Genomic DNA, 18,144 nt, shown 5'->3' on the forward strand with positions numbered 1-18,144 from the left:
CGCTGAGGGTGCCCCCTGGCACAGGGGGCACCCTCAGCGCCGTACAGGGCCCTTCAGGGGCCGGGCGCAGGCAACCGTGTTCGAGGCAGCCGGGGGGGGTCTGGATGAGCGCTCTTTTCGACGATCTGGGCCGGCTCGACCTGGACGCGCACGTGCGTCGATGGTCGGCGCCGGAGGCGGGGCGGGCCGAGGGGGCGGTGAGCCAGTGGATGGCCGCGGCCCAGCAGTTCGCCGCGCGGGTCCAGGAGGATCCGGGCGGGGTGCCGGACGCGCGGTGGCCGGCGATAGCCCAGGCGTGGTCGGCTCTGCTCGCCGCCGCCGAGCGGGCGACCGGGGCACAGCACAACGAGTGGCTCCTGCGCGACCTGTGGCTCGGAGCGTGGCTGCTTCAGAGGCTGGGGCCGCGCGCGGATGTGCCCTTCCTGGATGCCGCTACCGTCCTCGACCGGGCCCTGGACGCCATGCCGTTGAACCCGCGGGAGGCCGCCGTGCTCGCCCCTCGGTGGCGTGAGCTGGACCGGACGCAGATCCTCGCGCTGAGGATGATCCGACGCCTGCTCGCGCCCGTGCGTCCCCTGGCACCGCTCCTCGCGGAGCACCCCCGCCACGACGAGTACGAGGCGTGGGAGCGGCTCGCCGGCGATCTGCCGTAGCCGCAGGGGCCGGAGACGGCACGAGGGCGCCCCCTGTCGCAGGGGGCGCCCTCAGCGCCGTACAAGGCCCCTCAAGGCCCGGGCCGCAAGGGCCTCGTCAAGGCCCGTCAGGTGCGGGCACCCTCGCCCAGGTGGTGGACGCGCAGCATGTTGGTCGTGCCGGCGACACCGGGGGGCGAGCCCGCGGTGATGATGCAGATGTCGCCCGGGTTGAAGCGGTTGAGCTTGGCGATCTCCTGGTCGACCAGGTCGACCATCTCGTCGGTGCTGCCCACGAACGGCACGACGTGCGACTCGACGCCCCAGCTGAGCGTCAGCTGGTTGCGGGTGGACTCGTCCGTGGTGAACGCGATGATCGGCTGGACCGCGCGGTAGCGCGAGAGGCGGCGGGCGGTGTCGCCGGACTGGGTGAAGGCCACCAGGCCCCGGCCGCCGAGGAAGTCGGCGATCTCGCAGGCGGCACGGGCGACCGAACCGCCCTGTGTACGCGGCTTCTTGCCCGGGACGAGCGGCTGCAGGCCCTTGGACATCAGCTCCTGCTCGGCCGCGGTGACGATCTTCGACATCGTCTTCACGGTCTCGATCGGATAGGCGCCCACCGAGGACTCCGCGGACAGCATGACCGCGTCCGCGCCGTCCAGGATCGCGTTGGCCACGTCGGAGGCCTCGGCGCGGGTCGGACGGGAGTTGGTGATCATCGACTCCATCATCTGGGTCGCCACGATCACCGGCTTGGCGTTGCGCCGGCACAGCTCGATCAGGCGCTTCTGCACCATGGGGACCTTCTCGAGCGGGTACTCGACGGCCAGGTCGCCACGGGCCACCATCACGGCGTCGAACGCCGCGACGACGTCCTCCATGTTCTGCACCGCCTGCGGCTTCTCCACCTTGGCGATGACGGGGACCCTGCGGCCCTCCTCGTCCATCACCTTGTGGACGTCCGCGACGTCCTTGGCGTCCCGCACGAAGGACAGGGCGACCATGTCGCAGCCCATCCGCAGCGCGAACCGCAGGTCCTCGACGTCCTTCTCGGACAGCGCCGGCACGTTCACGGCCGCGCCGGGCAGGTTGATGCCCTTGTGGTCGGAGACGACACCGCCCTCGATGACGATCGTCTTCACCCGGGGGCCCTCGACCGAGGTGACCTTCAGCTCGACGTTGCCGTCGTTGATGAGGATCTGGTCGCCCTTGTTCACGTCACCGGGCAGGCCCTTGTAGGTCGTCCCGCAGATCTGCTTGTCACCGGGGACGTCCTCGACGGTGATGACGAACTCGTCACCCCGCTCCAGCTCGACCGGGCCCTCGGCGAAGGTCTCCAGGCGGATCTTCGGGCCCTGCAGGTCGGCGAGGACACCGATGGCCCGGCCGGTCTCCTTGGACGCGGCACGGACGCGGTCGTACCGCCCCTGGTGCTCGGCGTGCGTGCCGTGGCTGAAGTTGAAGCGGGCCACGTTCATGCCGGCTTCGATCAGGGACACGAGCTGCTCGTGGGAGTCGACCGCGGGGCCGAGAGTACAGACGATTTTCGAACGGCGCATGGGGCGATCCTATCGGTTTGTTTCGCTACGGAATATTCCGTCTGGCGGAAGATACAAATGGGCGGGTGGACGCTCAGTTGTTCTTTTCGACCAGTGCATAAGTCTGGTTGGCGATTTCCAGTTCCTCGTCCGTCGGCACCACGGCGACCGCCACGCGCGCGTGGGCGGGCGAGATCAGCCGCGGCTCGTCACCGCGTACCGCGTTCAGCTCGCCGTCCACCGCCAGGCCCAGCTCCTCCAGGCCCGCCACGGCGGCTTCCCGCACCGGCGCCGCGTTCTCGCCGACCCCGGCCGTGAAGGCGATCGCGTCCACCCGGCCGAGCACCGCGTAATAGGCGCCGATGTACTTCTTCAGGCGGTGAATGTAGATGTCGAAGGCCAGTTGTGCCTGCTCGTCACCCTCGTCGACCCTGCGGCGGATCTCCCGCATGTCGTTGTCCCCGCACAGACCGATCAATCCGCTCTTCTTGTTGAGAAGAGTGTCGATCTCGTCCGTGGACATTTTGCCAACACGCATCAAATGGAAGATGACGGCCGGGTCCATGTCTCCGGAGCGCGTACCCATCACGAGCCCCTCCAAAGGCGTCAGGCCCATGGAGGTGTCCACGCACCGGCCGCCCCTGACCGCCGAGGCGGACGCCCCGTTGCCGAGGTGCAGCACGATCACGTTGACCTCCTCGGGCGACCTGCCGAGCAGCTCGGCCGTCGTCCGGGAGACGTAGGCGTGCGAGGTCCCGTGGAAGCCGTAGCGCCGGATGCGGTGCTCGTCGGCGGTCTTCACGTCGATCGCGTAGCGGGCGGCCGACTCCGGCATCGTGGTGTGGAACGCGGTGTCGAAGACGGCGACCTGGGGCAGGTCGGGCCGCAGGGTCTGCGCCGTGCGGATGCCGGTCAGGTTGGCCGGGTTGTGCAGCGGGGCCACCGGGATCAGGCGCTCGATCTCGGCGAGCACCGCGTCGTCGACGACGGTCGGCTCGGTGAAGTGCTTGCCGCCGTGCACCACGCGGTGCCCGATCGCGGCCAGTTCCGGCGAGTCCAGCCCGAGCCCGTCCCGGGCCAGTTCCTCCGCCACTGCCTTCAGGGCGGCCTCGTGGTCGGCGATCGGGCCGGTCGTCTCACGGGAGGCGCCGCCGGTCAGCGGCGTGTGCTTCAGCCGGGAGGTCTCCTCGCCGATGCGCTCGACGAGCCCCACGGCCAGCCGGCTGCCGGCCCGCATGTCGAGCAGCTGGTACTTCACCGACGACGAGCCGGAGTTGAGAACGAGGACGCGGGTGGGACTCACTGGGTGGTGGCCTTCTCGATCGGGGACGAAGCGGGGGACTGGGCCTGGATGGCCGTGATGGCGACCGTGTTCACGATGTCCTGCACGAGGGCGCCCCGGGACAGGTCGTTGACCGGCTTGCGCAGGCCCTGCAGCACCGGTCCGACGGCGATCGCGCCCGCCGAGCGCTGTACTGCCTTGTACGTGTTGTTGCCGGTGTTCAGGTCCGGGAAGATCAGCACGCTGGCCTGGCCGGCCACCTCGGAGCCCGGCAGCTTGGTCGCCGCGACCGTCGGCTCCACCGCCGCGTCGTACTGGATCGGCCCTTCGATCCGCAGGTCGGGCCGCCGCGAGCGCACCAGCCCGGTCGCCTCGCGCACCTTGTCGACGTCGGCGCCGGAGCCGGACGTGCCGGTCGAGTACGACAGCATCGCGATCCGCGCCTCGACCCCGAACTGCTGCGCGGTGGCGGCCGACTGGATGGCGATGTCGGCGAGCTGCTCGGCGTTCGGGTCCGGGTTCACCGCGCAGTCGCCGTAGACCAGGACCTTGTCGGCCAGGCACATGAAGAACACCGAGGAGACGATGTCGGCGTCCGGCTTGGTCTTGATGATCTCGAAGGCGGGCCGGATGGTCGCGGCCGTGGAGTGCACGGACCCCGACACCATGCCGTCGGCCAGGCCCTCCTGGACCATCAGCGTGCCGAAGTAGTTCACGTCGGAGACGACGTCGTAGGCCAGCTCCACGGTGACGCCCCGGTGGGCGCGCAGCGCCGCGTACTTCTCGGCGAAGGCGTCGCGCAGCTCGCTGGTGGCCGGGTCGATCAGCCGGGCGTCGCCCAGGTCGATGCCGAGGTCGGCGGCCTTCTTGCGGATCTGGTCGACGGGTCCGAGCAGGGTCAGGTCGCAGACCCCGCGGCGCAGCAGCACCTCGGCGGCGTGCAGGACGCGCGGCTCGGTGCCCTCGGGCAGCACCACGCGCCGCCGGTCCGAGCGGGCCTGCTCCAGAAGCTTGTGCTCGAACATCATCGGCGTGAGGCGGTCGCTGCTGGGCGCCGAGACCAGCTTGTTGAGCTCGACGGTGTCGGCGTACCGCTCGAAGAGGCCGAGGGCGGTCTCCGCCTTGCGCGGTGTCGCCGCGTTCAGCTTCCCCTCCAGGGAGAAGAGTTCGGCGGCGGTCGGGAAGCTGTTGCCGGGCACCGACAGGACCGGGGTGCCGGGGGCGAGGCGGGCGGCGAGGGTGAGGATGTCGTCGCCCGGCACCTCGTTCAGGGTGAGCAGCACGCCGGCTATCGGCGGGGTGCCGGCGCTGTGCGCGGCCAGTGAGCCGACCACCAGGTCGGCGCGGTCGCCGGGGGTCACGACCAGGCAGCCCGGCGTCAGGGCGCCCAGGAAGTTCGGCAGCATCGCCCCGCCGAAGACGAAGTCCAGCGCGTCCCGGGCCAGCCCCGAGTCGTCGCCGAGGACGACCCGGGCGCCGAGGGCGTGCGCGACCTGGGCGACGGTCGGCGAGGAGAGGGCGGGCTCGTCGGGCAGGACGTAGCAGGGCACCGGAAGACGGGATTCGAGCTGCTCGGCGATCTTGTCGCGGTCCTCGCGGGCGACCCGGTTGGTGACCATGGCCAGGACGTCGCAGCCCAGGCCCTCGTACGCCCGGTAGGCGTTGCGGGTCTCGGCGAGCACGGACTCGACGCTCTGGCCGCGGCCGCCGGCCACCGGGATCACGGCGGCGCCGAACTCGTTCGCCAGCCGGGCGTTGAGGGACAGCTCGTCGGGGAACTGGGTGTCGGCGTAGTCGGTGCCGAGGACGAGGACGACGTCGTAGTCCCGGGCGACCCGGTGGAAGCGGTCCACGAGCGTCGACACCAGCTCGTCGGCACCGCGCTCGGCCTGCAGGGCGGAGGCCTCGTGGTAGTCCATGCCGTAGACCGTGGCCGGGTCCTGGGTCAGCCGGTAGCGGGCGCGCAGCAGCTCGAACAGGCGATCGGGGCCGTCGTGGACGAGGGGACGGAACACGCCCACCCGGTCGACCTGACGGGTCAGGAGCTCCATCACCCCCAGCTCGACGACCTGGCGGCCGTCGCCGCGGTCGATTCCGGTCACGTACACGCTGCGCGTCACGCGTGCTCTCCGTTTCGTCGGGGGTGCGTCTTCGTCTGGGTGCGTCTTCGGGTACCTGCGGCGGTCACAAAAATCGCCCACCGAGGTGAGCAGAACCCTCTTGACAATACCTCTGGCGATAGATAAGGCGCCCGCCAGGTCTGGATGCGGCACCGCCTTGCGGGACGTGAAAGAATCGGACCTGGCTCACCGGTCTCAACAGCGAGCAGGAGACACAGCGCGATGCGTATCGGAGTTCTCACCGCAGGCGGCGACTGCCCCGGCCTGAACGCCGTGATCCGATCGGTCGTGCACCGAGCGGTCGACAACTACGGCGACGAGGTCATCGGCTTCGAGGACGGCTACGCGGGCCTGCTCGACGGCCGCTACAGGGGCCTCGACCTCAACGCGGTCAGCGGCATCCTGGCCCGCGGCGGCACCATCCTCGGCTCCTCCCGGCTGGAACGCGACCGGCTGCGCGAGGCCTGCGAGAACGCGGCCGACATCGTCACCGACTTCGGCATCGACGCCCTGATCCCGATCGGCGGCGAGGGCACCCTGACGGCGGCCCGGATGCTGTCCGACGCGGGCCTGCCGGTGGTCGGCGTCCCGAAGACCATCGACAACGACATCTCCTCCACCGACCGCACCTTCGGCTTCGACACCGCGGTCGGGGTCGCCACCGAGGCGATGGACCGGCTCAAGACCACCGCCGAGTCCCACCAGCGCGTCATGGTCGTCGAGGTCATGGGCCGGCACGCGGGCTGGATCGCGCTGGAGTCCGGCATGGCCGCCGGCGCCCACGGCATCTGCCTGCCCGAGCGGCCCTTCGACCCGGCCGACCTGGTCAAGATGGTCGAGGAGCGCTTCTCCCGCGGCAAGAAGTTCGCGGTGATCTGCGTCGCCGAGGGCGCGCACCCCGCCGACGGCACCATGGACTACGGCAAGGGCGCGATCGACCAGTTCGGCCACGAGCGCTTCCAGGGCATCGGTACGGCGCTGGCGTACGAGCTGGAGCGCCGCCTCGGCAAGGAGGCCAAGCCGGTCATCCTCGGCCACATCCAGCGTGGCGGCGTTCCGACCGCGTACGACCGGGTGCTCGCCACCCGCTTCGGCTGGCACGCGGTGGAGGCCGCGCACCGGGGCGAGTTCGGCCGGATGACCGCGCTCAGGGGCACCGACGTCGTGATGGTGCCGCTGGCGGAGGCCGTGACCGAGCTGAAGACGGTGCCGAAGGACCGGATGGACGAGGCGGAGTCGGTCTTCTAGGAGCGGGGTCCTCGGTCCCGGGTCTCCGGTCCCGGGTACCGGCCCGGTTCGCTAGCCGGTGCTGTCGCGGACCGTGTCCCAGAAGCGCTCCACGACCCTGGCGAGGAAGTCCCGGCCGGCCTCGCTGGAATGACCGCTGTCGCCGCCCCAGCTGAGGGTGGCGACCATCTGCCCCTGGTATTCCCGGTGCATCTCCTGGAGGGCGACCTCCACCACACGCCGGTCCAGCGGCACGATCTTCGCGACCGGGCGGACGTACGCCTGCCACCGCGTGGTCACGGCACTGCGCAGGAACTCGGCGAGCCGTGGCTCACGCCCCGTGACACTGACGAGGTCAGGCAGCGAGAGCTCCAGGAGGTCGGCCAGCGCGGACGACTGGCGCTCGGTGCCGCGCCACTCCTCGTGCTCCTCCATGCCGAGGTACGCGAGCAGTTCGAGCCCCACGGCACGGGCGACGTCCTCGGGTGCGAGGCCACGGCTGACGCGGTGCTCGCGCAGTGTCCTCGGTCTGCCGATGAGTTCGCCGGGCGAACACCACAGCACGCCCGCGAGAGCGGTGAGTTCGGGGCTGGTGGGGGAGCGGGCCCCGCGTTCCCAGTCGACGACGAGGTCCGGGGTGACGTAGGGGAGTCCGTAGGAGACCCGCATGCCGTAGGCGACGTGCTCGGGTCCCATGTTGAGGGCGGCACGGAGCCTGCGGGCGGCGGGAGCGTCGAAGGGTGGTCCGGGCTGGTTCGGCAGGGCTGGGGGTCGGCGCACGGGCACAACGTAGGGGCGTGAGCGAGGGCTGACTACGGTCTGTTCGGCCAGGATCACGGATTGTGGGAACGTACGGTTTCGGCCGTGGGTTCGAGGTGGCCGAAGATCGTCTGTGTCCGGCCGGGCGGCGGTGGTGAGGATCCCTCCGAGGTGCCCGAGTGGGCGCCCCGAAGGAGTGGGTCTTTCGTGTACGACGTGAATGGCAAGGTAGAGGGGCATATTCGCGAGCGGCTGCTGGCGCCGAACTTCTGGCATCTGGCCGCGGTCGGTTCGGACGGAACACCGCAGGTGTCGCCCATGTGGGCGGACATCGAAGACGAGTACGTCATGGTCAATACGGCGATCGGCCGTGTGAAGGAGGAAAACCTGCGGCGCAATCCGAACGTCTCCCTCTCCCACCACGACCCCGACAACCCCTACGACCGTGTGGAGATCCGGGGCCGGGTCGTCCGGTTCGTCGAGGGCGAGGAGGCGGAGCGGTCCATGGACCGGCTCACCCGGAAGTACATCGGGCAGGAGCGGTACCCGTGGCTGCTCCCCGGTGAGCGACGGGTGATGCTGCTCATCGAGCCGGTGCGGGTGCGCCGGGTCGTGGGGGTGGAGCCGTTCCGGCCCGGCATCCTGCCGGAGGGCTGAGCCCCGGGACGTGGCGCGGACAGTCCTGTCATCCCTCGTGAGGCCGTGCTCCGCGGGCAGGTCCACGCACGTGCGGTGGACAGCGCGTGTGGGGGCGCCGGCACGGGCCGGCGGCGGGACGTCGCCCCGACGACACCTTCCCTAGCGTCCCCGCCCCACCGCTCCGCGGACCCACCGATACACCAACTCCGGCCGCCCCACCTGCCCGTACACCGGTGCCCGCTCGGCCCGGCCCGCCTCCACCAGGTGCTCCAGGTACCGGCGGGCGGTGATCCGCGATATCCCCACCGCCTCCGCGATTCCCGCCGCCGTCAGCCCCTCCTCGGCCTCCCGCAGCGCGCCCGTCACCCGCTCCAGCGTCGGCCCGCTCAACCCCTTGGGCAGGGCCGCCGGTCCCGGCGCCCGCAGCGTGGCGAGGGCCCGGTCCACCTCGTCCTGCCCGCTCGCCTCGCCCACCGAGGCGTGGAACTCGGCGTATCTCGCCAGCCGGTCCCGGAGCGTGGCGAAGGTGAACGGCTTCAGCACGTACTGGACGACACCCAGTGACACGCCCTCCCGCACCACCGTCAGGTCCCGCGCCGACGTCACCGCTATGACGTCGGCGTGGTGACCGGCCGCCCGCAGGGAGCGGGCCAGTTGCAGGCCGTGCACGTCCGGCAGGTGCAGGTCCAGCAGCAGCAGGTCCACCGGCGTGCGGTCCAGCGCGCGCCGAGCCTCCGCGCCGGTGTGGGCCTTGCCGACGGCCGCGAAGCCGGGAACCCGGTTGACGTACATGACGTGTGCGTCGGCGGCGACGGGATCATCCTCGACGACCAGGACACGGATGGACTGCTCGGTCGTCATACGTCGCCTCCAGAAAGCGTTCTGCCCCCGGAAACCGAGCTGCCCTCGGAAACCGCCCCGTCCCCCGGAACCGCCCCGTTCCCCGCACGCGCGCTCCCGGAGGGCGCGCCGCCCAGGACGGCGGCCTCATTCTCGTCAGCGCCGCCCCTGCCCTTCGCGTCACCCCCGTTGCCCAACGGCAACCGCACCTCGAACATCGCCCCGCCCTCGGCCGCCTCCGCCACCGTCAGCGCCCCCTCGTGCCGGGTCACGGCCTGCCGCACGAGGGCGAGGCCCAGCCCCCGGCCGCCCGGCCCGGCCGGCTTGGTCGAGAAGCCCCGCTGGAAGACCGCGTCCGCGTGGGCCGGGTCGACGCCCGCGCCGGTGTCCGACACCCGCAGCACCAGCTCCCGGTCGGCGGTGTACGCCGTCACCGTCACCCGTGCCCGCGCGCTGCCCTGAGCCGCGTCCACCGCGTTGTCGATCAGGTTGCCGAGGATCGTCACCAGGTCCCGGGCGGGCAGGGTCTGGGGCAGGAGCCCGTCGTCGAGCCGGCTGTCCTCCGACACCACCAGCTCCACGCCCCGCTCGTTCGCCTGGGCCGTCTTGCCCAGCAGCAGGGCGGCCAGCACCGGCTCGCTCACCGCCGCCACCACCTGGTCGGTCAGCGCCTGGGCGAGTTCCAGTTCCGCGGTGGCGAAGTCCACCGCCTCCTCCGCGCGCCCGAGTTCGATCAGCGAGACCACGGTGTGCAGCCGGTTCGCGGCTTCGTGGGCCTGGGAGCGCAGGGCCTGGGTGAAGCCGCGCTCGGAGTCCAGCTCGCCCATCAGGGACTGGAGTTCGGTGACGTCGCGCAGGGTCACCACCGTGCCGCGGTGCTCGCCGCCGGACACCGGGGAGGTGTTGATCACCAGCACCCGGTCCGCGGTCAGGTGCACCTCGTCGACCCGCGGCTCCGAGGCCAGCAGCGCGCCCGTCAGCGGCGCCGGCAGTCCGAGATCGACGACCGATTGGCCCACCACATCGCCCGACACCCCCAGCAGTTCCTGTCCGCCGTCGTTGATCAGCGCCACACGGTACTGCCCGTCGAGCATCAGCAGCCCCTCGCGTACGGCGTGCAGCGCGGCCTGGTGGTAGTCGTGCATACGGCTGAGCTCGGCCGCGTTCATGCCGTGGGTGTGGCGGCGCAGCCGGGCGTTGACGACGTACGTGCCGACCGCGCCGAGCGCCAGCGCGCCGGCCGCCACGGCGAGCAGCGCGGTGAGCTGGCCCTGCACCCGCTTGCTGATCTCGTCGACCCTGATGCCGGCGCTGACCAGACCGACGATCTGCTTGTCGTCGTCCTCTATGGGCGTGACCGCGCGGACCGAGGGGCCGAGGGTGCCCGTGTAGGTCTCTCTGAAGGACTCGCCCTTCAGGGCCCGGGCGATGTGGCCGCGGAAGGGCTGGCCGATCTCGTTCTCGTCCGGGTGGGTCCAGCGGATGCCCCGCGGGTTCATGATCGTCACGAAGTCGACCTCGGTGTCCCGCATGACCCGCAGCGCGTAGGGCTGGAGCTCCGCCGTGGGGTCGGAGGTGCGGATCGCCTCGTGCACGGAGGGGGAGTCCGCGACCGAGCGCGCCACCGCCATGGCCTGCCGGCCCGCCGCGTCCTCGGCCTGGTTGCGGTCACTGACGTACGTGAACAGCGCGTAACCGGCGACGACGACCGCGATCAGCACGGCCTGCATCGCGAAGAGCTGGCCGGCCAGGCTGCGGGGTGTCGGGGCGGGGATGCGCATGTCGTCAGTGTGCCTCGGAGGTTAAGTGTGAACTAAATGAACGGAAGGGTGACCGCCCTCACAGGGCGGGAGATAGTCACGACATTCCCCGATAGCCACCCGGACGTGAGCCGCACGCCGGTGAAGGCCGACGACGACGTCAAGGAGGGCCGCCGTGACCAGCCCAGCCAGCCCGGCACCTGCCGCACCGAAAGCCAAGCGGGACCGCACCCACTACCTCTATATCGCGGTGATCGTCGCGGTCGCCCTCGGCATCACGGTGGGCCTGGTGGCCCCCGACTTCGCCGTCGAGCTGAAGCCCATCGGCACCGGCTTCGTGAACCTGATCAAGATGATGATCTCGCCGATCATCTTCTGCACGATCGTGCTGGGCATCGGCTCGGTCCGCAAGGCCGCCAAGGTCGGCGCGGTCGGCGGTATCGCGCTCGTCTACTTCACCATCATGTCGCTGGTCGCCCTGGGTATCGGCCTGGTCGTCGGCAACATCCTGGAGCCCGGCACGGGCCTCGCGGTGACCGACGCGATCAAGGACGCCGGTCACGCCCAGGTCGACGCGGAGGCCAAGGACACCACCGAGTTCCTGCTCGGGATCATCCCGACCACGATGGTCTCCGCCTTCACCGGCGGCGAGGTCCTGCAGACCCTGCTGATCGCCCTGCTCGCCGGGTTCGCGCTGCAGGCCATGGGTCCGGCCGGACAGCCCATCCTGCGCGGTGTCGAGCACATCCAGCGGCTCGTGTTCCGCATCCTCGCGATGGTGATGTGGGCCGCCCCGATCGGCGCCTTCGGCGCGATCGCCGCGGTCACCGGCTCCGCGGGCGTCGACGCGCTCAAGAGCCTCGCCGTCCTGATGCTCGGCTTCTACGCCACCTGCTTCCTCTTCGTCTTCATCGTGCTCGCCGCGCTGCTGCGGATCGTCGCAGGCATGAACATCTTCACGTTCTTCAAGTACCTGGGCCGTGAGTTCCTGCTGATCCTGTCGACCTCCTCCTCCGAGTCGGCGCTGCCCCGCCTCATCGCGAAGATGGAGCACCTGGGCGTCAGCAAGCCGGTGGTCGGCATCACCGTCCCGACCGGCTACTCCTTCAACCTCGACGGCACCATGATCTACATGACCATGGCGTCCCTGTTCATCGCCGACGCCATGGGTACGCCGATGTCGATCGGTGAGCAGATCCCGCTGCTGCTCTTCCTGCTGGTCGCCTCCAAGGGCGCGGCCGGTGTCACCGGCGCGGGTCTGGCCACGCTGGCCGGCGGTCTCCAGTCGCACAAGCCGGCGCTGGTCGACGGCATCGGCCTGATCGTCGGTATCGACCGCTTCATGAGCGAGGCGCGTGCCCTGACGAACTTCGCGGGCAACGCCGTCGCCACGGTCCTGATCGGCACCTGGACCAAGGAGATCGACCGCGAGCGCGTCGACGAGGTGCTCGCCGGACGGATCCCCTTCGACGAGGCCACGCTTCTCGACGACGGCCACGGCGGTGCCTCCGAAGACGTCCACGCGGAGATTCCCGAACAGGGCGGCGAGAAGGAGCTGGCCAAGGCCTGAGTGGCCCACCGGCCCTGAAGCCGGGGCCGCGAGGCCCCACGGACGGGACGGGCCCGGCGCCTGAACCCGGGCCCGCCCCACGCCTCCGGGCGGCTGAGTACTCCCCCGTAGCTCAGCCGCCCGGTCGGCTTTCCGGCCGACTCACCCGTCGGCCTTCCAGTCGTTCAGCCCGGCCACCAGGCCGGTGGCACGCGAGGCGGGTACGCCCGCCGCGGTCAGTACCGTGACCGCGGCGGCGCGGCCCGCCTCCCGCGCTGTCAGCAGCCCGTCGTTCACCGCGTCCACCAGCGCGAACAGGGTCTGCTCCGTCACGTACGCCAGCGCCGCCGGTGGCAGCGGTGAGCTGAAGACACCCTCCTCCAGGCCCCGCCGCAGCAGCTCGCCGATGTCCCGGCGCACGGGCGCGAGACGGTCGCGGATGCCCTGCATCGTGACGCTGCGCTGCGCGAGGGCGACCAGGATGCGATAGCGGTCGGCGACCTCCCAGACCGCGAGCACCGAGCGCGCCACGGCCTCCGCCGGATCCTCGACGCCGCTCCGCCCCGCCGCGTGCGCGGCCGCCACCGACTCCACGGCGTCGTCGACGAGCGTGCCGACCAGCGCCTCGCGGCTCGGGAAGTGCCCGTAGACGGTCCGTCGTACGACGCCCGCGGCGCGCGCGATCTGGTCCATGGACGCGTCGGGGTCGCGCAGCAGCTCGGTGAGGGCGACGTCGAGGATCCGGCGGCGGTTGGCGTCGGCGCGACTGGATGGAGGGGTCGTCATGGCCGACATTCTGCCTTCCCTCTCCCCTGATTTGCACACCGCTGTGCAACGGGCGTACATTGCACACGGTTGAGCAATTGCACAGTGATGTGCAATATGAATCGCGTACGTCCGCAAGGAAGGCGACCCCGAGCCATGCGACTCGTCATGAACGAACCCGTCGAGAGGATGGACCGCCCCTACGCCCGGCGCTGGTGGGCGCTGCTGGTCCTGTGCCTGAGCCTGCTGATCATCGTGATGGCCAACACGGCCCTCACCGTGGCGGCGCCGAGCATGACCCAGGACCTCGGCCTGTCCAGCTCCGACCTGCAGTGGGTCATCGACGGCTACACCGTGCCGTACGCGGCGCTGATGCTGCTGCTCGGCGCGGTCGGCGACAAGTACAGCCGCCGCGGAGCCCTCGTCCTCGGTCTGTTCGTCTTCGGCGGCGGCGCCGTGGCGGGATCACTCGTCGACAGCGCGGGCGGGGTCATCACGGCCCGCGCGGTCATGGGTGTCGGCGCGGCCATGATCATGCCGGCCACCCTCTCCCTCCTCGCCGCCACCTTCCCGCGCGCCGAACGCGCCAAGGCGATCACCCTGTGGACCGCCACGGCCGGCCTCGCGATCGCGGCCGGACCGCTGCTCGCGGGCGCCCTGCTGGAGGACCACAGCTGGAAGTCCACCTTCCTGATCAACGTGCCGATCGCCGCCCTCGCCGTCGTCGGCGCCCTCGCCCTGGTGCCGCCGTCCAAGGCGCACGGCAAGGGGCGGATCGACTACGTCGGCGGACTGCTGTCGGTCGTCTGGATCGCCGCCCTCGTCTACATGATCATCGAGGGCCCGCACTTCGGCTGGGGCGTCAAGGCGATCACCGCCGCGGTGGTCGCGGGCGCCGGGCTCGTCCTGTTCGTCGTGTGGGAGCTGCGCCACCCGCGCCCGGTCGTCGACGTACGCCGCTTCACCGAGCGCCGGTTCGCGGGCTCCAACCTCGCGGTGGCCCTGTTCTTCCTGGCCGTCTTCGGCGCCTTCTACTACCTGACCCAGCAACTGCAGTTCGTCCTCGGCTACAGCGCCCTGGAGACCGGCCTGCGCATGCTGCCCCTGGCCGGCGCGGTCTTCGTCGGCTCCGCCCTGACCGGTTACCTCACCCCGCGCGTCGGCATGAGGCTCACGGTCACCGCCGGCATGGTCGGCGGCACGGCGGCCCTCGCGCTGCTCACCCAGGTCGACGCGGGCTCGTCGTACGGCGATCTCGTCGCGCCCCTGGTCATCCTCGGCCTCGCCATCGGGCTCGCCCTCTCGCCCTGCACGGACGCGATCATGGGCGCGTTCCCGGAGTCCGAACTGGGCGTCGGCGGTGCGGTGAACGACACCTCGCTGGAGCTCGGCGGCTCGCTCGGCATCGCCGTCCTCGGCTCGCTGCTGGCCACCTCGTACCACGACCACCTCGCCGACGCGACGGCCGGCAGCGAGCTCCCCGCGTCCACCCTGGCCACCGCGCAGGACTCGGTGGGTGCCGGATACGCCGTCTCCCAGGGCATCGCCCAGCAGGCCGAGAAGGCCGCGGCGCAGGCCGCCAAGGCCACCGACCCCCAGCAGGCGGCCCAGCTCAAGGCCCAGGCCGACCAACTCGCGCAGGGCGCTCACCGGATGGCCGACGCGGTCGGTTCCTCCTTCTCCGACGCGGTCGCCCACACCAGCCTCGTCGGCGCGGTGGTCCTGGGGCTCGGCACGCTCGTGGTCGCGGTGCTGCTGCCGCGCGGGACGGGCGCGGAGCCGGCCCAGCAGCCGGCGGAGGAGGACGAACCCGTGCTCAGCGAAGTCGGCTGAGCCCCGGTCCTACCGGGCACCGCCCGCGCGAGATCACGCCCAGGGGTCGGTGATCTCGCGCAGCAGTGTCAGCGCCTCGCGCAGCTGCCTCATGCGGCGCCTGCCGAGGTGCTCCTCCCATTCCCGCTCGACCTGCGCGACCACCGCGTCCGCGACCTCCTTGGCCGCCCACGCCTTCGCCGCCCCGCGCACCAGCCGGGCCCGCCGGTCCGACGGGTCCGGTACGCGGGTGACGTAGCCGGCCTTCTCCAGCTGGTCGACCAGGAAACCGGCCGTCTGCTTGGTGATCTGGGCCTGCTCGGCGAGCTCGGTCAGGCGAGTGCCGTCGGGGCCGATGCGCTGCATGACCCGGGCCTGGGCGGGCGTGAAGTCGTCGAAGCCCGCCTCGGCGAGGGCGGCGAAGACACGGTTCTCCAGGGCCCGGTAAGGAAGGAACATGAGCACGCCCGTGTTGGGCTCGCTCTCCGCCACCATGGCCGACGCCTCCTGCACACTGCTTGACATTGGTCAGATTCCCTGACTACTTTGGTCAGAGAAGCTTACCATTTGAGTGGGTGATTCCCATGGGTGTCGTACTGGGGACCGACGAGCGCTGGCAGATCGTCGACCGGGAGCGGACGAGCCTGGCCGACCTGCTGGAGGGGCTGAGCCCTGAGGAGTGGCAGACGCCCACCCGGTGCGGTGACTGGCGGGTGCGGGACGTCGCCGCGCATCTGACCGTCGCCGCCCGCTTCAGCTACGGGACCGTCTTCAAGGAGTTCGTCCGCGCCCGCGGGAACAGCGACCGGATGATCCACGACTCCGCGGTCCGCGAGGCGCGGCTGCCCGTCGCCGAGATCGTCGCCAACCTCCGCTCCACCGTCGGCTCGCGCCGTCTCGCCCCCACCACCACACGCCGCGAACCGCTGCTCGACATCCTCGTCCACGGCCAGGACATCGCCCTGGCCCTCGGCCGTCGGCGCAAGATGCCCCCGGCGGCCGCCCGCGACGCCGCCGACCGGGCCTGGACCATGCGCGTGCCGCCCCGCCCCTGGCCCCTGCCCGGCGCCCGGCTCGTCGCCACCGACATCGAGTGGACGCGCGGGGCGGGCGAGGAGATCCGCGGTCCCGTCGCCGTGCTGCTCCTGCTCGTGACCGGACGTCCGGAGGCCGCGCGCGAGTGGTGCGAGCTGGCCGGCGTCGACGCCCTTCGCCGACCTCCGTCGCTCTGAGGCCTCCGGTCGCGGCAGTCGGCCACGGTCGAACGCGCAGGGGCACGCACCGGGCCCTGCTCGCCCTCTCGGTCCGGCCGCCTACGGGCGGGCCGAGTCGTTCAGCTCGGCCAGTTCCTCCATGGTCAGCGTCAGGTCCGCCGCGAGAGCGGAGTCGCGGATGGTCTGCGGACGGCTGGCTCCCGGGATCGGGATCACGGTCGGTGACTTCGCCATCAGCCAGGCGAGGCAGACCTGTTGGGGACTGACGCCGTGCCGCTCCGCCACGGCGTGGAAGGCCCCGAACCTCCTGTGGCCCTCGACCCGCGCGGGCCCGTCCAGGGAGCTGCGGGTGATGCCGCCGAGCGGGCTCCAGGGGAGGAACGCCAGCCCCAGCTCGGTGCAGAGGGCTAGCTCCGCCTCGCTGTCCCGTACGGCCGGCGAGTACTGGTTCTGTACCGAGACCAGCCGCTCGCCGAGCATGGCGCGGGCCGTGCGGATCTGGTCGGCGTCCGTGTTGGACACCCCGGCCAGCCGGATCTTCCCCTCGTCGAGCAGCTCGCGCAGCACGCCCACCGACTCCTCGAAGGGCACGGACGGGTCGGGCTTGTGCAGCTGGTAGAGGCCGATGGCGTCCACGCCGAGCCGCTTGAGGGAGGCCTCGGCGGCCGACCTCAGGTGCCGTGCGCCGCCCCGCACCGACCAGCTGCCGTCGGCAGGCCGGCCCCGGCCGCCCTTCGTGGCGATCAGCACGTCGGCCGTGTCACCGCCGTACGCGGCGAGCGCGCGGGCCAGCAGCAGTTCGTTGTGGCCGGGTTCGGCGCCGGGCAGGTGGTAGGAGTCTGCCGTGTCCAGGAGGGTCACGCCCGCGTCCAGCGCCGCGTGCGCGGTGGCCAGGGCGCGGGCCTCGTCGGGGCGGCCCTCGATGGACAGGGGCATCGCGCCCAGTCCGACCGCGCTGACGCGCAGCCCCCCGAGTGTGCGGTACCGCATGTCAGCCGCCGTCCTTTCCGAGGGTCTCGGCCACGGCACGCGGCAGCCACCGCCGTACCTCACCGAAGGTGAAACCGAGCCGCGCGGCCCGGGAGTTGTCCATGCCGTAGGAGCGTGCGAAGGAGAACGGCGAGACCTCGCCGACCTCGACGGCCCGCAGGACGGTCCGGCCGCCCGGGACGTGGGCGGCCACCGCCGCGCACAACTCCTCGGTGCCCAGCACCCCGTCGGAGGCCGCGTTGACCGGCCCGGTGAAGTCCTCGCCGGCCGCCCAGGCCAGGAAGTCGGCGATCTCCTCGACGTGTACGTAGGTGGCCGGCCGGTTCGCGACCGGGACGGCGATCGGCTCACCGGCGCGGATGCGGTCGGCGTAGTGCCGCAGCCGCCCGGTGAAGTCGTCGGCCCCGCCCAGGACATGGGCCACCCGCACCGCCGTGTACGCGAACTCCCCGGCGGCCGCGAAGACCGCCTCGGCCTGCCGCTTGCCCTCGCCGTAGTGAGCCTGCGCGAACCGCGGGTCCTCCCAGGGGAGCCCGAGGTCGACGGGGACGGTCAGCGGGTCGACGGCGTCCTCCCGTACCGGCGTGCTCGAGTCCTCGTACTCGTACACCTCGACCGTCGAGGTCATCACGTAGCGGCGGGTCCGGCCGGCGAAGACCCGGCGGGCGACCGCCGCCTGGCGCGGGGTGTAGCAGACCTGGTCGACGACCACGTCGAAAGTGCGTGTGCCGAGTGCCTCGGTGAGGGAATTCTCGTCGTCGCGGTCGGCGACCAGATGAACCGCTCCGGGGGGAGGGGTGGAAGAGCCGCGATTGAGGACCGTGACCCGGTCGCCCGCCGCCAGCAGACGCGCGATCAGCCGCTTGCCGAAATAGCGACTGCCGCCGATGACCAATACCTCTCGTGCCTTTTCCATGACCATAATTCTCCCGGCGTACACACGTGTCCTGAAGGGGGAACCATGGGAGTTCCGGCCGCCGCACCGAAAGAACCACGGCATCTTCGATCCGCCGCCAA

16 protein-coding genes are annotated in these 18,144 nt (G+C 71.3%); 6 read left to right on the forward strand and 10 right to left on the reverse strand.

Annotated features, from left to right (window positions below):
• Window positions 1-104 precede the first annotated feature (104 nt).
• Window positions 105-653 carry a hypothetical protein gene (locus tag AQJ84_RS14440; RefSeq protein WP_053191689.1) on the forward strand — a complete coding sequence of 183 codons (549 nt, stop codon included), beginning with the start codon at window positions 105-107 and terminating at the stop codon, window positions 651-653.
• A 107-nt stretch (window positions 654-760) separates the two neighbouring features.
• Here AQJ84_RS14440 and pyk read toward each other — a convergent pair whose 3' ends face one another.
• From pyk to pta, 3 genes are all read right to left on the reverse strand, one after another.
• Window positions 761-2,191: a pyruvate kinase gene (pyk, locus tag AQJ84_RS14445; protein ID WP_030042380.1), complete on the reverse strand. Its 1,431-nt coding sequence runs from the start codon at window positions 2,189-2,191 to the stop codon at window positions 761-763.
• 73 nt (window positions 2,192-2,264) lie between these two features.
• Window positions 2,265-3,473: an acetate kinase gene (locus AQJ84_RS14450; protein ID WP_030042381.1), complete on the reverse strand. Its 1,209-nt coding sequence runs from the start codon at window positions 3,471-3,473 to the stop codon at window positions 2,265-2,267.
• Window positions 3,470-5,572, reverse strand: coding sequence for a phosphate acetyltransferase (gene pta, locus AQJ84_RS14455; RefSeq protein WP_030042382.1), 2,103 nt, complete (start codon window positions 5,570-5,572; stop codon window positions 3,470-3,472). Before pta ends, AQJ84_RS14450 begins: the two co-directional genes overlap by 4 nt.
• A 222-nt stretch (window positions 5,573-5,794) precedes the next feature.
• Here pta and AQJ84_RS14460 point away from each other — a divergent pair, with 222 nt between their 5' ends.
• The gene (locus AQJ84_RS14460; RefSeq protein ID WP_030042383.1) at window positions 5,795-6,820 is read left to right on the forward strand and encodes an ATP-dependent 6-phosphofructokinase; all 1,026 of its coding nucleotides are present in this window, start codon (window positions 5,795-5,797) and stop codon (window positions 6,818-6,820) included.
• A 51-nt stretch (window positions 6,821-6,871) separates the two neighbouring features.
• On the opposite strand, the gene AQJ84_RS14465 is transcribed toward AQJ84_RS14460, so the two are convergent.
• Window positions 6,872-7,579 (reverse strand): helix-turn-helix transcriptional regulator, encoded by a 708-nt coding sequence (locus AQJ84_RS14465; protein ID WP_030042384.1) that lies wholly within the window; start codon window positions 7,577-7,579, stop codon window positions 6,872-6,874.
• A 186-nt stretch (window positions 7,580-7,765) separates the two neighbouring features.
• Between AQJ84_RS14465 and AQJ84_RS14470 the strand changes: the two genes are divergently transcribed.
• Window positions 7,766-8,215 (forward strand): PPOX class F420-dependent oxidoreductase, encoded by a 450-nt coding sequence (locus tag AQJ84_RS14470; RefSeq protein ID WP_030042385.1) that lies wholly within the window; start codon window positions 7,766-7,768, stop codon window positions 8,213-8,215.
• Between the two features lie 141 nt (window positions 8,216-8,356).
• On the opposite strand, the gene AQJ84_RS14475 is transcribed toward AQJ84_RS14470, so the two are convergent.
• Together AQJ84_RS14475 and AQJ84_RS14480 are read right to left on the reverse strand one after the other, a co-directional pair.
• On the reverse strand, window positions 8,357-9,058 hold the full coding sequence (locus tag AQJ84_RS14475) for a response regulator (RefSeq protein ID WP_030042386.1): 702 nt from the start codon (window positions 9,056-9,058) through the stop codon (window positions 8,357-8,359).
• Window positions 9,055-10,818, reverse strand: coding sequence for a sensor histidine kinase (locus AQJ84_RS14480; protein ID WP_051870088.1), 1,764 nt, complete (start codon window positions 10,816-10,818; stop codon window positions 9,055-9,057). Before AQJ84_RS14480 ends, AQJ84_RS14475 begins: the two co-directional genes overlap by 4 nt.
• A gap of 154 nt (window positions 10,819-10,972) precedes the next feature.
• Between AQJ84_RS14480 and AQJ84_RS14485 the strand changes: the two genes are divergently transcribed.
• Window positions 10,973-12,367, forward strand: coding sequence for a cation:dicarboxylate symporter family transporter (locus AQJ84_RS14485; protein WP_030042388.1), 1,395 nt, complete (start codon window positions 10,973-10,975; stop codon window positions 12,365-12,367).
• Window positions 12,368-12,508: 141 nt separating this feature from the next.
• Here the strand turns inward: AQJ84_RS14485 and AQJ84_RS14490 are convergent, their stop codons facing one another.
• Complete coding sequence (locus AQJ84_RS14490) at window positions 12,509-13,141, reverse strand: TetR/AcrR family transcriptional regulator (protein WP_030042389.1); 633 nt, start codon at window positions 13,139-13,141, stop codon at window positions 12,509-12,511.
• 126 nt (window positions 13,142-13,267) lie between these two features.
• Here AQJ84_RS14490 and AQJ84_RS14495 point away from each other — a divergent pair, with 126 nt between their 5' ends.
• Entirely contained in the window at window positions 13,268-14,944 is a 1,677-nt protein-coding gene (locus AQJ84_RS14495) for an MFS transporter (RefSeq protein ID WP_030042390.1), read from the forward strand.
• Between the two features lie 33 nt (window positions 14,945-14,977).
• Here the strand turns inward: AQJ84_RS14495 and AQJ84_RS14500 are convergent, their stop codons facing one another.
• Complete coding sequence (locus AQJ84_RS14500; RefSeq protein ID WP_030042391.1) at window positions 14,978-15,418, reverse strand: MarR family winged helix-turn-helix transcriptional regulator; 441 nt, start codon at window positions 15,416-15,418, stop codon at window positions 14,978-14,980.
• Between the two features lie 89 nt (window positions 15,419-15,507).
• Here AQJ84_RS14500 and AQJ84_RS14505 point away from each other — a divergent pair, with 89 nt between their 5' ends.
• Window positions 15,508-16,155 (forward strand): maleylpyruvate isomerase family mycothiol-dependent enzyme, encoded by a 648-nt coding sequence (locus AQJ84_RS14505; RefSeq protein WP_053191687.1) that lies wholly within the window; start codon window positions 15,508-15,510, stop codon window positions 16,153-16,155.
• A gap of 81 nt (window positions 16,156-16,236) precedes the next feature.
• On the opposite strand, the gene AQJ84_RS14510 is transcribed toward AQJ84_RS14505, so the two are convergent.
• Both AQJ84_RS14510 and AQJ84_RS14515 read right to left on the reverse strand, forming a co-directional pair.
• Window positions 16,237-17,127, reverse strand: a complete 891-nt coding sequence (locus AQJ84_RS14510; protein WP_030042394.1) for an aldo/keto reductase — start codon at window positions 17,125-17,127, stop codon at window positions 16,237-16,239.
• A gap of 1 nt (window position 17,128) precedes the next feature.
• Window positions 17,129-18,043: an NAD-dependent epimerase/dehydratase family protein gene (locus AQJ84_RS14515; protein ID WP_030042395.1), complete on the reverse strand. Its 915-nt coding sequence runs from the start codon at window positions 18,041-18,043 to the stop codon at window positions 17,129-17,131.
• Window positions 18,044-18,144 lie beyond the last annotated feature (101 nt).

Origin of the sequence: Streptomyces resistomycificus (assembly GCF_001514265.1) — a bacterium.
GTDB lineage: Bacteria > Actinomycetota > Actinomycetes > Streptomycetales > Streptomycetaceae > Streptomyces > Streptomyces resistomycificus.

Excerpts from the sequence above, each read along its gene's own strand:
- AQJ84_RS14440 (WP_053191689.1), top strand. The coding sequence starts at position 105 with ATGAGCGCTCTTTTCGACGATCTGGGCCGGCTCGACCTGGACGCGCAC.
- pyk (WP_030042380.1), bottom strand. The coding sequence starts at position 2,191 with ATGCGCCGTTCGAAAATCGTCTGTACTCTCGGCCCCGCGGTCGACTCC.
- AQJ84_RS14460 (WP_030042383.1), top strand. The coding sequence starts at position 5,795 with ATGCGTATCGGAGTTCTCACCGCAGGCGGCGACTGCCCCGGCCTGAAC.
- AQJ84_RS14475 (WP_030042386.1), bottom strand. The coding sequence starts at position 9,058 with ATGACGACCGAGCAGTCCATCCGTGTCCTGGTCGTCGAGGATGATCCC.
- AQJ84_RS14480 (WP_051870088.1), bottom strand. The coding sequence starts at position 10,818 with ATGCGCATCCCCGCCCCGACACCCCGCAGCCTGGCCGGCCAGCTCTTC.
- AQJ84_RS14490 (WP_030042389.1), bottom strand. The coding sequence starts at position 13,141 with ATGTCGGCCATGACGACCCCTCCATCCAGTCGCGCCGACGCCAACCGC.
- AQJ84_RS14495 (WP_030042390.1), top strand. The coding sequence starts at position 13,268 with ATGCGACTCGTCATGAACGAACCCGTCGAGAGGATGGACCGCCCCTAC.
- AQJ84_RS14500 (WP_030042391.1), bottom strand. The coding sequence starts at position 15,418 with ATGGTGGCGGAGAGCGAGCCCAACACGGGCGTGCTCATGTTCCTTCCT.
- AQJ84_RS14505 (WP_053191687.1), top strand. The coding sequence starts at position 15,508 with ATGGGTGTCGTACTGGGGACCGACGAGCGCTGGCAGATCGTCGACCGG.
- AQJ84_RS14510 (WP_030042394.1), bottom strand. The coding sequence starts at position 17,127 with ATGCGGTACCGCACACTCGGGGGGCTGCGCGTCAGCGCGGTCGGACTG.
- AQJ84_RS14515 (WP_030042395.1), bottom strand. The coding sequence starts at position 18,043 with ATGGAAAAGGCACGAGAGGTATTGGTCATCGGCGGCAGTCGCTATTTC.